The following is a 13,208-nucleotide window of genomic DNA, read 5'->3' as shown; positions in this document are numbered from 1 at the left end:
GACCCGGAGGCCGAGCCCATCGACTCGCTCGACGTACGGCTCGGCAGCGCCGACATCGCCAAGGTCGGCGCCACCGGCCTCGGCATCGCCGCCCTGGCCACGCTCATCCCCGGCGCGCGCGTGCTGCGCCTCAATCCGCGCGACATCCTGACGAAGGGCGACTGAGGCGATGACCTCCCTCACACCGGCTCCGGTGCTCGAACTCACCGAAGTGACCCGCTCCTACCAGAGCGGCAACCGCAAGCGCACCGTGCTCAAGGGCGTCAGCTACGCCTTCGAGCCGGGCCGTATGTACGCCGTGATCGGCCCATCCGGCAGCGGCAAGACCACACTGCTCTCGCTGGCCAGCGGCCTGGACTCACCGAGCAACGGCACCGTCCGCTTCCGTGGCCAGGACGTCATGGAACTGGGCCTCGGCCGCTACCGCAACCGTCATGTGGCCACCGTATTCCAGTCGTTGAACCTCCTTACGTATATGACGGCGGTCCAGAACATCACCTCCGCCATGGAGATCACCGGGGTGCGACGGGGCAACAAGAAGCGTCGCGCGGTCGAACTTCTCGAACTGCTCGGCGTGGACGCCGCCGACCACCACCGCCGGACCCTGCAACTGTCCGGCGGGCAGCAGCAGCGCGTCGCCATCGCCCGCGCGCTGGCCTGCGAGGTCGACATCCTCTTCGCGGACGAACCCACCGGTAGTCTCGACCACGAGACGGCGGCCGGGATCATCGCCGTGTTCCAGAAGCTGGCGCACGACGACGGCAAGTGCGTGGTGGTGGTGACGCACTCCCGTGAGGTTGCCGACGCCTCGGACGAGGTGCTGCAACTCAAGCGGGGCAAGCTCAGCGCACGCTAGGGCCAGGGCGCACTCACCGGCCCCGCCCCGGGCACCACGTACGAGCGCCCGGACCCCGGGCGCACTCACCGGCCCCGCTCCCGGTGGCCCCGGCGCCCGCGCGTCGCCGGACCGGTGGCACCGCTCACGCGTGGGGCAGGGTCGCCAGGCTCTCCGGCGGAAACGTGGCCGTGGTGTTGCCGAGGGTGAGGGCGCGGTACGTCGCGATCGCGGCCTCCTCCAGGTTCATGGCGCGGCGGAAGGCCATTCCGATGTCCTCGCCGAGCGAGGAGCAGCCGTGGTGGGAGAGGACCATGCAGTCGTGGTGCAGGGCCTGTTCGGCGGAGGCGTCGGCGAGTTCGTCCGACCCGTTGGGGTAGTAGGGGACGGTGCCGACGGAGCGTACGTAAGTGGCGTGGTCGAGCGTGATCAGCCGGATCGGCACGCCGACCGCGTCGAGGAGAACCGCGTGCTGCGGGTGGAGATGGACCACGCAGTTCACATCGGGGCGCACCTCATAGGTCCGCCGGTGCAGCTTCCACTCGCTTGACGGCCTGTCCGCGCCCCCCGTCCGCTCGCCGGAGGCCACGGACATCACGGTGAAGTCCCCGGCCTCCAGCCGGTCCAGCCAGGTCCCCGCGCCGGTGACCACGTATTCGTCGCCGCCGGGCAGCCGGGCCGACAGATTTCCCCCGCTGGCGAGGACGAGCCCGCGCTCGACGGCGAGCCGACCGACCTCGGCCAGTCGCTCGCACAGGTCCTCGCGGGTGTGAACGGGCTTCACATCGTGTCCTTTCGTACGACGGCGGGGCGGCCGTCGGGCCGTATGACGGTTCGGGCGTTCATCAAGGTGTCCATCAAGGTGTCCATCAAGGTGTTCATCAAGGTGTCCATGAAAGTGTTCATGGAGGTGTTCATGAAGTGACCTGCCCGGCCCTCCAGTCTCTTCCGTACCGCAGACCACACTCCCCCCACCCCTCTCCGAATACCGTCGCCGTTCACGGCATATGCGTGACCGATCGACCCTCTCGCGCGTTCCTTAGGGCGTACAGCCCACCCTCGCCGCAGCGGTACCGCCCATCGCGGAGCGGCCGGCGTGGCAGCCTTTTCGGCCTCCCCGGAACGGAGAGATCGTGACCCGGATCACGGTGCCCGGCCAGACCACCCAGGAACCCGATCGGGCGTGGGCCCGAGCCCCCGTCGAACCTGCGGCGAGCGAGGCGTGCCGGTATCTGTGCGCGGGAGTCCATATCGACGGCCACTACCGCGACGCCGTCATCGAGGAGCTGTACGTCCACGAAGAGCGGTTCACCGCACCCTCGTTCGGCATCGACGCGGCGCGTGTCCTCGCGCACGCCCTTCAGGCCCGCCGTAATGAACTCGGCTGGGCCTTAGGCGTACTCACCCTGTGGGTCCTCGCGATTCCGCTCACCGACCGGCTGTTCCTCCTCTTCCTGGTGCCCAGCCTGGTGCTCACGCTCGTCGCGGGGCTCGGGGATACGCTCGGACGGGCCCCCGCGTACTTCAGGCTGATCGCCCTGGGGCTGAAGTGGGTCGCGCGCTGCGTACTGGCCGTGGCGGTTCCCGGTCTGCTGATCTTCGGGGTCGCCGGACTCATCTCCGGCGACGGGGACACCGGCGACGTGGGCACCGGCGGTGGCGACTCCAGCGGCGAGGTCTCCAGCGGCGGGGTCTCCTCCGAGGCGGGCAGCACGGGCGGGAGCACCGCCGACGGGGGATTCCCGACCGGTGCGGGGTGGGACTACCCGCAGGAGCCCTCTTCGTCCTCGTCCGACGATGGATCGGTCCTGGACTTCCTGCCGCTCCTCGACCCCGGAAGCGCCAAGCCGGGCCATGCGCTGCTGGCGGTCTTCCTCTTCTTCCTCATCACCGCTCTGGTGGGGTTCCAGCGGGGCCACTTCGCCCGGGTGATGACGGGCCCGCTCTCCCCGGCCCGCTTCCCGGACGTCGCCGGGGACCCGGCCGAGACGGCCCCCTGGCCGCGGGCGCGCAGGCTGCTGGACCTGGTCCGCCGGGAGCAGCACTCACCGCTGGTGATGTATCACCCGGCCGATCCGTTCCTGGGCGCCGGTGACGCCTTCGAGACCTGGACGATCGCCGTGGAGCTGCGGCCCCGCGAGGACCGTGAGCCCGTACCGCTCGACAACCGGGCCGTCATGGACCGGATCAAGCTTCTCGTGGAAGCCCTCCAGGTGCCGTCGTCGCACGGCTCACCCCAGGCGGCCGAAGCCGTCCGGGACCGGCTGCGGGAACTGCGCGTAGACGAGTTCGTGTTCCTGCCGGCCGAGGGCCTCACCAGCCGCGACGGCGCCCCCTACCACCACGAGGGCTTCGAGGCGCACTGCCGGGACGCCGTAGAGGAGGGCGGGGAGGCCCGCAGGCACTTTCTGCGGATCAGGGTCGGCGGCTGGGAGGAGGAGGTCGTCGTCACCGTGTTCGTCCGCGTGCACACCCAGGGCGGCATGCTGATGCTGGAGATCGCCCCGCATGTCCTGCTGCCGGTGAATCCCGCGTTCCGGGAGGCGGACCGGGTGGCACACCGCTACGCCAACAACAGCGCGCTCGGCAAGTTCGCCTGGGCGCTCGCCCACACCCCCCGCTCGACCGGACAGTCCGCACTGACGGTCGGCCGCTGGATGGCCGGCCGCTGGCGGCAGCTGACGGGCGGGCACCGCGACGCCCTGCCGGACGGTCCCGCCCTCTCGGTCCGGGAGTACGGCTCCGCGACCGGTGTCTCGCTCTTCCAGAAGATGGACGCCGTGCGGTACCTGCGGAGCATCCAGGACCGGGTGGCGGAGGCGGTCAGCCGCGCACTGGACGATGCAGGCTGGCAGACGGACAAGTTCGAGCAGAAGATCGTGAACTACATCGGCGGGAACCACATCGGCTCGGTGGACAACAGCGCCCTCACCTTCGGCGCCAACAGCACCGCGACCACCACCAACACGACCCACGCGGCCACCGACCCCGCCCAGCAGGCGCTGCTGGCGGCGGTCCGCGAGCTGCGGGCGGATCTGGCGCGCTTCACCGCCGCCCCGGCCGCCGAGGTCCTCGATGCCGAACTGGTGGCGGCCGAGGAGGAGATCGCCGCCTCCGGCGCCGTGGGCCGGGGACGGCTGGAGCGGCTGCGGGGCGGACTGGCATCGGCGGGCGACCTGGTCGCGGCCCTCGGATCGGGTGTGGCCGTGGCCGAGTTGGTCGCCGCGCTGCTGGGGGGCTGAGATGGCGGGTGAGGCACCCTGGGACGCCGGGAACCAGCGCTGGCGGCGGGCCGCGGAACCGGCGGCGTACACGCCCCCGCCCCCGTCGCCGTATACGCGTGTCGCTCCGTCCCGGCCCGGGTTCGACCCGGGCGCTCCCGCCCCGGGGTCCGGCTGGACCCGTTCCCGGCTGGGCCGTACGCCGGTCGTCGTCCTCGCCGTCGTCCCCGTGCTGGCGGCGGTGGGGGTGGCGGCCTGGCTCGGCTCGGACCGGGGGGACGACGGTCGCGCCGCGTCACCCGGTCCGGGCGCCACGGTGGCCCCCTCGGGAGCGGACACCGGACGGCCGGAACCCAGCGGTGCCGATGGCACGGCCACGGAAGCGCCGGGTTCGGACTCCGCACAGCCGTCGGACTCCTCCTCCACGAACTCCGGGAACTCCACGAACTCAGGGAACTCCGGGAGCGAGGACTCCGCGACCGCCGAAGCGTCGCTCCCGGCCGGTTTCCGGATCGCCCGTGACGCGCGGGGATTCACCGTCGCCGTACCCGTGGACTGGGTACGCACCTCGGGCCGGTCCGGGGTCTTCTACACCGCCACCGACCGCCGCAGCCTGCTGCAGATCTTTGTGATCTCCGCGCCGGGCACGACACCGCTGGACGCGGTCCGCGCGACCGGCGTCGACCGCGCGGCAGAGACCGAGGACTACCGCAGACTGAGCCTCGGCCGGGTGACCGGCGGACCGGAGAACCCGCTGGGGGACGCCGCCGAACTGCACTACGCGTACCACAGCGACGACACCGGCGGGGTGCGCGAGTGCGTCGCGCGGGCCTTCACGGCCACGAGCGGCACCAAGTACACCATCCTGGCCTGCGTGCCGGGCGATGAGCCCTGGCGGCTGCGCACCTACCTGTCCACGGCCCTGGAACACTTCGTTCCGGCGGCGGACTGACCCACCGGAACCCGAAGGCGTCGCGGTCCGGGGCGGCTTGGCCCGGCTCGGTCCGGCTCGGTCCCCGGCTCGGTCCGGCTTCCCGAGCATTGAACCAATCAGCTAAACGGATTAGCATGCGCGACGGAAACCTTCGTACGGTCGGTCACTCGCCCGGGGTGGCGGCGGAGGTGCCGCCGTTTCGCTGTGTCCGAGCGGTCCGGGGAAGTGAGTGCCCTTCTCCCGCAGGCGGCCGAGGAAGAAGGAGCTCGCCCCAGTGGCGTCCCATCGTCGCCTTAAGCAGTCGAAGCAGAGCCGTGTCACCACCGTGCTCACCGTGACAGCGGCGGCAGCCGTCGCCATGTCGACACAGTCGGCCTCCGCCGACCCCCTGCCGGACCCGAAGAAGAAGGGTGTCAAGGCGCAGGTCGACCGCCTCTACGAGGAGGCGACGCAGGCCACGGAGAAGTACAACGGGGCGAAGGAGAAGGCGGACGGCCTGCAGAAGCAGGTCACCAACCTCCAGGAAACGGCCGCCCGCAAACAGGGCCAGCTCAACGAACTGCGCAACCGGCTGGGCTCGATAGCCGCCGGCCAGTACCGCGCCGGCGGACTCGACCCCTCGATCCAGCTGTTCCTCTCGACCGACCCGGACGCCTATCTGGACAAGGCGACGGATGTCGAGCGGCTGAGCGCCCGGCAGGCCGACGAGCTGGACAAGTTCATGGCGCAGCAGCGCGACCTCCAGCAGCAGCGCAAGCAGGCGGCGCAGAAGCTGAAGGACCTCCAGGACACCCGTACGGAACTGGGCAAGAAGAAGAAGGAGATCCAGGGCAAGCTGGCCGAGGCCCGCCGGCTGCTGAACACGCTGTCGGCCAAGGAGCGGACGAAGATCGCCGCCGAGGAGGACCGCGCCAACCGGGCCAGCGAGCGGCCCAAGCTGGGCAACGAGGCCAGCGCGTCACCGCGCGGCGGCTCCGCGTTCGACGCGGCCAAGAGCCGGGTCGGTATGCCCTACGTCTGGGCCGCGTCCGGTCCGAACTCCTTCGACTGCTCGGGGCTGACCTCCTGGGCCTTCCGCCAGGCCGGTGTCTCGATTCCGCGTACCTCCCAGGCTCAGGCCAATGCCGGCACGCGGATCAACTCCCTGGGCGACCTGAAGCCCGGTGATCTCGTCATCATGCGTACGGATTTGAGCCATGTCGGCTTCTACGCGGGCAACGGGCAGATCCTGCACGCCCCCAAGCCGGGTGCGCAGGTGCGCTACGAGTCGATGGCCCGCAGTGGTATGCCCTTCATGTGGGGCGTACGCATCAGCTGACCGCGCGCGCCGACCCGGCCGGTGACGACCCACCGCCCACCGCGCCCTGGCCCGCTCGCGGCCGGGTGCCGGTCGTGCCCGTCGTGCCGGTCGTGCCGGTCATATCTGCCGTATCTGTCGTGTCGTCCGTCATGCCCTTCCGCGTACGGTGGCCTCCGGCGCGCGCCGGGCTCTGGCGGCACCGGACGGGTCATGCCGGGGTGCGCGCTCTTCCGCCGTGCGCATGACAGCCGTGCGCATGACAGCGGAGACGCCCTCCGTCTCCGGTATCCGCCCATGGCCTACGCGGCATAGGAGTGGGCCGCAGAGGCCGTCGGCACGGGGCGGCACGGGGTTACGCGAGGCGGCCCGGGGTGGCCCGGGGCCGCGCGGCCCGAGGCCCGCGACCCGGCCCCTGCCGGTGCGGGCACCGGCAGAAACCGCTTGCGGGAGCGAGCCGCCCGGTCGGGCCGGTCAACCGGGCCGGTTCGGTAAGTTCGGCCGGTTCGGCCGGTTCTGGCGATTCGGTCGGCCGGGACCCCCCGGCGTCTCAACGGACCAAGCCCCGTAGGGTGTCAAGTGTGCGACCAGCAGGCAGATTGTCTGTTTATCGATGTTTTATCGATGTCTTGGTAAGGTCGCCGGGGCTCGTCACGCCTGCCGGGGCGTGCCCGGCCCCGCAGGCGCCCCACCACTGCCCCGCCACTGCCCGCCTCCCTCGTTTTGCTAGGAGTCCCATGCGCCGCCGAATACATCCCGCCGCTGCGGCGGGCGGCGCGATGGTCGTCGGCGTGGGCGCCCTCTACCTCGCCGGGCTGCTGCTGACGGGCGACGAGGTGCCCGACGGCACCAGCGTGCGCGGGGTGGACATCGGGGGCATGAGCCAGCCCGAGGCCCGCCAGAAACTGGACCGGGAGCTGTCGGCAGCGGCGTCCGCGCCGCTGAAGGTGAGCGTCGGCGGCCGTGAGGGCACGATCGATCCGCGTACGGCGGGACTCGGGTTCGACGCCGAGGCCACCGTCGCCCGGGTCGCGGAACCGGGCCGCGACCCCTTCAGTGCGATCGGCGGACTTTTCGGAGCCGACGGGGGCGAGATCGAGCCCGTGACGCGGATGGACGAGGACAAGGCCCGGACCGCCCTGGCGGGCCTGGCCAAGAAGCACGAGCGCAAGGTCCGTGAGGGCTCCGTCGCCTTCCACAAGGGCGAGGCGAAGCAGGTGAAGCCGCGCACCGGACAGACCCTGAACGCGGACGACTCGCTCGATGTCCTGCGCTCCTCGTATCTGGCCGAGAAGCCGGAAACCGCGGTCCTCCCCGTACGCGAGACCACGCCCCGGATCGGCACGGCGGAGACCGACCGTGCCATCCGCGAGTTCGGTGACCCGGCGATGTCCGCCCCGGTCGTCCTCACGACGGGCGGCAAGCGGGTCACGATCTCCCCGGCGGTCATCGGCAGGCATCTGAAGATGCGGCCGGACGGCGACCGGCTGGTGCCGAAACTCGACGGTGGCGCCCTGCTCGAAGACCCCGCACTGGCCGATCCGCTCGCGGATGTCACCACCGAGGCGGCCGAGGCCCAGCTGCGGCTCGACGGCGAGCGGGTCGAGGTGGTGGCGGACGGCAGGGCTGGTCAGGAAGTCACCGCCAAGACGCTGACCGACGCGGTACTGCCCCTGCTCACCAAGTCGGGCACGGCGCGTACCGGCGAGGTGGCCACCAAGAAGACCCAGCCCAAGCTGACCCGGCAGAGCGTCGCCGAACTGGGCATCACGGAGAAGGTCTCCTCCTTCACCGCGGACTTCCCGGCGTCCGCCTACCGCAAGACGAACATCGGCCGCGCCGCCGAACTGATCAACGGGTCGCTCGTCCTGCCCGACAAGACCTGGAGCTTCAACCGCACCGTCGGCGAACGCACCAAGGAGAACGGTTTCGTCGACGGCATCATCATCCTGAACGACAAGTACACCAAGGCCGCGGGCGGCGGAGTCTCGACCGTCGCCACCGCCGTCTTCAACGCCATGTTCTTCGCCGGGGTGAAGCCGGTGGAGTACGGCGCCCACTCCTTCTACATCGAGCGCTACCCGGAGGGCCGCGAGGCCACGGTCGCCTGGGGCAGTCTCGACCTCAAGTTCGCCAATGACTCCGGCAACGCCATCTACATCCTCGCCGAGTCCACGGACACCTCGGTGACCATCACCTTCCTCGGCACCAAGAAGTACGAGTCGGTGGAGGCGAGCAAGGGTCCCCGGACGAATGTGAAGGAGCCCGGGACCCGTCCCGGAGCCGCTGAGGCGTGCGAGCCGCAGACCCCGCTGGAAGGGTTCGACGTCACGGTCGAGCGCATCTTCCGAGGCGAGGGCGGCCAGGAGCTGAAACGGGAGCCCTTCCGTACCCGCTACACCCCGCGCGACAAGGTCACCTGCGACGGACCGGACGGCCGGGACTGACGACAGGACACCCACCCGCGACCGACAGGACAGCCGGCCCGCCGGGCCCGTCCGCTCGGCCAGGGCGTTCAGCCAGGGCGTTCAGCCGGGCCGTCACGTGAGCGCGTCCGGTCTCCGATGCTTGACCTGAACCAAACTTGAGGTTCTAGGGTCCCCGTATGAGCATGGAAATCAGCGCCTGGACACAGGTCCAGTCCGTCGTCAGCGCCCAGCAGGACCGCCGCCCGTTCTCCCGCGCCACGCTGCGCCGGATCGTCGTGTTCGCGCGGCCCCACCGCCGCCGTATCCTCCAGTTCGTCCTGCTCAGTGTCCTCACCGCGCTGCTCGCCGTGGCGACGCCCGTACTCGCGGGCCGGGTCGTCGATGTGATCGTGTCCGGCGGGGCGTCGGGAACCGTCGTACGGCTCGCCCTGCTGATCGCGCTGATCGCGGTCGCCGAGGCCGGACTCGGGCTGGTGGAACGCTGGCTCTCCGCGACCCTCGGGGAGAACCTGATCCTCGATCTGCGGCGGGCCGTCTTCGACCATGTGCAGCGCATGCCCGTCGCCTTCTTCACCCGCACCCGCACCGGCGCCCTCGTCAGCCGGCTCAACAACGATGTGATCGGCGCACAGCGGGCCTTCAGCAACACCCTCTCCAGTGTGGTGAGCGATCTGGTGACCCTGCTCCTCACCCTGGTCGTGATGCTCACCCTGTCGTGGCAGATCACCCTGCTCGCCCTTGTCCTGCTGCCGGTGTTCGTCGTCCCCGCCCGGCTCATGGGCGCGCGGATGGCCCGGCTGCGGCGGGAGGCGTCCCGGCTCGACGCGGCCATGGGCACCCGGATGACCGAGCGGTTCTCCGCGCCCGGCGCGACCCTGGTCAAGCTGTTCGGGCGGCCGGGGGAGGAGTCACGGGAGTTCGCGGCGCGGGCGGGCCGGGTGCGGGACATCGGCGTCCGCACCTCGATGGCGTACTCCGCCTTCGTCACCGCGCTCACCCTCGTGTCCGCGCTGGCGCTGGCGCTCGTCTACGGGCTCGGTGGCTACTACGCGCTGCGAGGCAGCCTGGAGCCCGGCGCCGTCGTCTCCCTCGCCCTGCTGCTGACCCGGCTCTACGCGCCGCTGACCACGCTCGCCGGAGCCCGGGTGGAGGTGATGAGCGCGCTCGTCAGCTTCGAGCGGGTCTTCGAAGTCCTCGGCCTCAAGCCGCTGATCGAGGAGAAGCCGGACGCGCGGGATGTGCCGGATGGGCCTGTTTCCGTCGAGTTCGACGATGTGCGCTTCGCCTACCCCGCCGCCGACAAGGTGTCCCTCGCCTCCCTGGAGGAGACCGCCGAGATCGACACCCGGGGCGGGCAGGAGGTGCTGCACGGGATCTCCTTCCGCGCCGGGGCCGGACAGACCGTCGCCCTGGTCGGCTCCTCCGGCGCGGGCAAGTCCACCATCGCGAGCCTGCTGCCCCGGCTGTACGACGTGGACGAGGGCGCGGTCCGGATCGGCGGGGTCGACGTACGCGACCTGACCGCCGGATCGCTGCGCTCGACCCTGGGCATGGTCACCCAGGACGGGCACCTCTTCCATGAGTCCGTACGCGACAATCTGCTCCTCGCCAGGCCGGAGGCGTCGGAGGACGAGCTGTGGGAGGTCCTGCGCCGGGCCAGGCTCGATGAGCTGGTGCGGTCCCTGCCGGACGGTCTTGACACGGTCGTCGGCGAACGCGGCTACCGGCTGTCCGGCGGCGAGCGCCAGCGGATGACCATCGCCCGCCTCCTGCTGGCCCGGCAGCGCGTCGTCATCCTCGACGAGGCGACCGCGCACCTCGACAACACCTCGGAGGCGGCCGTACAGGCGGCGCTCGCCGAGGCGCTGGACGGCCGCACCGCCGTGGTGATCGCCCACCGGCTGTCGACCGTCCGCGCCGCCGATCTCATCCTCGTGGTGGAGGGCGGGCGCATCGTCGAACGCGGTACGCACGACGCCCTGCTGGCGGCGGACGGGCGGTACGCGGAGCTGTACCGGACCCAGTTCGCCGACTCCGCCTCCGACTCCGCAGGCTCTGCCCACTCCGCCTCCGATGCCCACTCCGCCTCCGACGCCGACTCAGCCTCCGATGGCGGCTCCGGCTCCGATGGCGGCTCCGGCGACCCGGCGCAGGAGGCCGGGGTGGGAGCTGTGGCCTGAACGGGATACGGCGTGCCAGAGCACCCACGTACTACGCCTGCCGGGGCCGTGATCCGGTGGGCGAGTACGGCACCCGTCGCACCTTCGGCCATCAGCCCGGTGGAGAGGCGGTACCGATCTGTACGGATGGCGATCGGGCCGACTGCGGTAGCGGGCCGGGGTCGCACGGTCATCCGTTCCGTGTGCCGTGCGGAACATGTCGCGGACTGACCGGGCGCCGGGAGTCAAGAAGCCCTGGGGCGGCGGGATTCGAACGGACAGGCCGCCCTTGACATCGGCCGGACGGCACGAGGTAATGGCGCCCTCACGCGGGAGGGGGCCCGGGGTGGATGACCGCGCATCAGGGTTTCAGAGTGCTCTTACCTTTCTCGGGGCGGGACTGAGCGCCACGGCGTCGGTCCTCATCGCCCTCGCCGCCCGGAAGAGCGACAGCAATCGCGCCTTCCTGGTGTTCAGCGCCATTTTCATCGCCATCCTCGCCATCGCCTGGCTGCTGATGTTCCTGGCGCGGTCCAGGGGCGGTGGATCATCGACCGGGACCAAGTACGACGTCTTCCTGTCCAGCCCCATGGCGTCGTTCTCCTCCAACGATCAGTACGCGACGCACCGGCAGCAGATCCGCCGGGTGATTCAGGCCCTGGAACGGGACTGCGGCTTCACCGTCTATTACGCCGGTCTCCATCTGCCCGACCAGGACAGCTTCCAGCAGCCCGACATCGGCGCCCAGCGGGATCTGGCCGCACTGCGGAACAGCGCACGTTTTCTGCTCGTCATGCCGATGTCGCTCGTGTCGAGCTGCTATGTCGAAGCGGGGTACGCACTCGCCCTCGGGAAGCCGTCCGTCTACTACCATCACTCAGATGCCCAACTGCCCTTCATGATGCGGCAGGCAGCGCAGTACACCTCCGACTTTCCTCGCTGCAAGAAGTACGAGTATCAGCAGATCGAGGACATTCTGCGCGATATCGAAACGAACGAGAGTTCACTCTTCGACTAGGAGCCGTTTGTGTCCCAGCAAGAAGACTCCGCACAGCTTGGCGCACTGCTTCGCGCGCGCGGTTGGTCGATCAGTACCGCGGAGTCCCTCACCGGCGGAATGCTGGGCGCGGCCATCACCGGTATCGCCGGAGCGTCCGACTACTACGTCGGCGGAGCCATCACCTACGCCACCGAGTCGAAGGCCCGTATCCTCTCCGTGGCGGAGCCGGTCCTGGCCGCCGAAGGTCCCGTGAGCGCGCCGACGGCCGAACAGATGGCCCACGGCGCCCGGCTGCTCTTCGGCAGCTCCATCGCCGTCTCCACCACGGGCGTCGCGGGCCCGACCGGTCAGGACGGCAAGCCCGTGGGGCTCGTCTACATCGGCGTGTCCGACGACCGGCGCACGGTGAGCCATGAGTTCCACAGCACCGGGACGAGCCGCGAGGAAGTGCGGCGGCAGACCGTGGGGCAGGCACTCGCCGTCCTGATCGACCATCTGACGAAGGAGTAGGGCCCGCCCGCCCGTGCTCGCGCCTGTGCCCGGAAGGCCCGGCAGGCGGTACCGACCGTAACGGCAGTACCGACTGCACCGACCAGGTCATACGCGCCCGGCCGCCCACCCGGTGGCGAGCCGGGGCGGGCGGTGTGGGACGTATGTTCGGCAGGCCCTAGAATTGCAGAGTTCTGCAATTTGATAGTTGCCTGTTCGGTCATGCACCGGGAGTGGGAGCATCAGATGGGCGAGTTCCACGAGGCGGCCCTGGAACGCATCAGGCGGGCGCGGATCGGTCTTGAGGCCGCTCGTGAGTCGGGGGATGTCTTCGAGGCGGCCGTGGCCGCCGATGAACTGGATGACGCGCTGAGGATCGCGCGCGGGCACGACATAGCCCTCGGCGACGAGTTCCGGCTGGAGTGAGCGGATGGCGCTGGGCCCGCGGCAGGAGTACCAAGGCCAGGGGTGGACCGGGGACCGCCCGGGAACGACGGGCGACCCGGGACGACGAGGGAGGACACGGTGGCGGAGAAGGACTGGGAGCGGTGGAAGGAGCGCGGCGTGATGCTGCGCGTCTTCGTGTACGTCTTCGCGACCCATCTGTTCGCCGGGTTCGTCTGGCTGCTGATGTACGTGGGGGAGCGCGCGCAGAAGTGAGCGGGCCGCGCCGCCCGGCGGTGCGGCCCGCCGTACACCCTCAGTGTTGTTGGTGGTGGGTGGCGTTGAGGTCGTGGAGGAGTTGGGCCTGTCCGGCGAGGAGGTTGGAGAGGATGCCGCGTGCGACGCGGAGGAGTTCGGCGACTTCGGGGCTGGCGAGGGCGTAGTGGACGGTGGAGCCTTC

12 protein-coding genes and 1 pseudogene are annotated in these 13,208 nt (G+C 70.5%); 10 read left to right on the top strand and 3 right to left on the bottom strand.

Annotated features, from left to right (window positions below; all coding sequences use genetic code 11):
• Nucleotides 1-169: 169 nt before the first annotated feature.
• Entirely contained in the window at nt 170-856 is a 687-nt protein-coding gene (locus ACWF94_RS17110; protein ID WP_453488309.1) for an ABC transporter ATP-binding protein, read from the top strand.
• 124 nt (nt 857-980) lie between these two features.
• Here ACWF94_RS17110 and ACWF94_RS17105 read toward each other — a convergent pair whose 3' ends face one another.
• Nucleotides 981-1,619 carry a class II aldolase/adducin family protein gene (locus ACWF94_RS17105; RefSeq protein WP_453488307.1) on the bottom strand — a complete coding sequence of 213 codons (639 nt, stop codon included), beginning with the start codon at nt 1,617-1,619 and terminating at the stop codon, nt 981-983.
• A 349-nt stretch (nt 1,620-1,968) separates the two neighbouring features.
• On the opposite strand from ACWF94_RS17105, the gene ACWF94_RS17100 reads away from it, so the two are divergent.
• The 3 genes from ACWF94_RS17100 (at nt 1,969) to ACWF94_RS17090 (ending at nt 6,308) form a co-directional block, all read left to right on the top strand.
• Nucleotides 1,969-4,077 carry a hypothetical protein gene (locus ACWF94_RS17100; protein ID WP_453488305.1) on the top strand — a complete coding sequence of 703 codons (2,109 nt, stop codon included), beginning with the start codon at nt 1,969-1,971 and terminating at the stop codon, nt 4,075-4,077.
• Between the two features lies 1 nt (nt 4,078).
• Nucleotides 4,079-5,008, top strand: coding sequence for a hypothetical protein (locus tag ACWF94_RS17095; RefSeq protein WP_453488303.1), 930 nt, complete (start codon nt 4,079-4,081; stop codon nt 5,006-5,008).
• Nucleotides 5,009-5,264: 256 nt separating this feature from the next.
• Complete coding sequence (locus ACWF94_RS17090) at nt 5,265-6,308, top strand: NlpC/P60 family protein (protein ID WP_453488301.1); 1,044 nt, start codon at nt 5,265-5,267, stop codon at nt 6,306-6,308.
• Here the strand turns inward: ACWF94_RS17090 and ACWF94_RS17085 are convergent.
• Nucleotides 6,301-6,441 (bottom strand): hypothetical protein, encoded by a 141-nt coding sequence (locus tag ACWF94_RS17085; RefSeq protein WP_453488299.1) that lies wholly within the window; start codon nt 6,439-6,441, stop codon nt 6,301-6,303. The two genes, ACWF94_RS17090 and ACWF94_RS17085, sit on opposite strands and share 8 nt — an antisense overlap.
• 583 nt (nt 6,442-7,024) lie before the next feature.
• Between ACWF94_RS17085 and ACWF94_RS17080 the strand changes: the two genes are divergently transcribed.
• The 6 genes from ACWF94_RS17080 (at nt 7,025) to ACWF94_RS17055 (ending at nt 13,024) form a co-directional block, all read left to right on the top strand.
• The gene (locus ACWF94_RS17080; protein ID WP_453488297.1) at nt 7,025-8,734 is read left to right on the top strand and encodes a VanW family protein; all 1,710 of its coding nucleotides are present in this window, start codon (nt 7,025-7,027) and stop codon (nt 8,732-8,734) included.
• Nucleotides 8,735-8,898: 164 nt separating this feature from the next.
• The gene (locus tag ACWF94_RS17075; protein ID WP_453488310.1) at nt 8,899-10,896 is read left to right on the top strand and encodes an ABC transporter ATP-binding protein; all 1,998 of its coding nucleotides are present in this window, start codon (nt 8,899-8,901) and stop codon (nt 10,894-10,896) included.
• 325 nt (nt 10,897-11,221) lie between these two features.
• Nucleotides 11,222-11,893, top strand: coding sequence for a hypothetical protein (locus ACWF94_RS17070; protein ID WP_453488295.1), 672 nt, complete (start codon nt 11,222-11,224; stop codon nt 11,891-11,893).
• 9 nt (nt 11,894-11,902) lie between these two features.
• Nucleotides 11,903-12,385, top strand: a complete 483-nt coding sequence (locus ACWF94_RS17065) for a CinA family protein (RefSeq protein ID WP_453488293.1) — start codon at nt 11,903-11,905, stop codon at nt 12,383-12,385.
• 225 nt (nt 12,386-12,610) lie between these two features.
• The gene (locus ACWF94_RS17060; protein ID WP_453488291.1) at nt 12,611-12,790 is read left to right on the top strand and encodes a hypothetical protein; all 180 of its coding nucleotides are present in this window, start codon (nt 12,611-12,613) and stop codon (nt 12,788-12,790) included.
• A gap of 99 nt (nt 12,791-12,889) precedes the next feature.
• A complete protein-coding gene (locus ACWF94_RS17055; RefSeq protein ID WP_453488289.1) occupies nt 12,890-13,024 on the top strand; it encodes a DUF6126 family protein in 135 nt (44 codons plus the stop codon).
• Nucleotides 13,025-13,064: 40 nt separating this feature from the next.
• Here ACWF94_RS17055 and ACWF94_RS17050 read toward each other — a convergent pair.
• Nucleotides 13,065-13,208 (bottom strand): annotated as a pseudogene (locus ACWF94_RS17050) (transcriptional regulator); the annotation flags it as partial.

This window comes from Streptomyces sp. NPDC055078, assembly GCF_053607985.1.
This window is presented reverse-complemented; position numbering and strand designations above follow the sequence as displayed.

Bases quoted from the DNA above. Each gene is read 5' to 3' on its own strand.
- ACWF94_RS17110 (WP_453488309.1), top strand. From the start codon at position 170: ATGACCTCCCTCACACCGGCTCCGGTGCTCGAACTCACCGAAGTGACC.
- ACWF94_RS17095 (WP_453488303.1), top strand. From the start codon at position 4,079: ATGGCGGGTGAGGCACCCTGGGACGCCGGGAACCAGCGCTGGCGGCGG.
- ACWF94_RS17085 (WP_453488299.1), bottom strand. From the start codon at position 6,441: ATGACGGACGACACGACAGATACGGCAGATATGACCGGCACGACCGGC.
- ACWF94_RS17080 (WP_453488297.1), top strand. From the start codon at position 7,025: ATGCGCCGCCGAATACATCCCGCCGCTGCGGCGGGCGGCGCGATGGTC.
- ACWF94_RS17075 (WP_453488310.1), top strand. From the start codon at position 8,899: ATGGAAATCAGCGCCTGGACACAGGTCCAGTCCGTCGTCAGCGCCCAG.
- ACWF94_RS17060 (WP_453488291.1), top strand. From the start codon at position 12,611: ATGGGCGAGTTCCACGAGGCGGCCCTGGAACGCATCAGGCGGGCGCGG.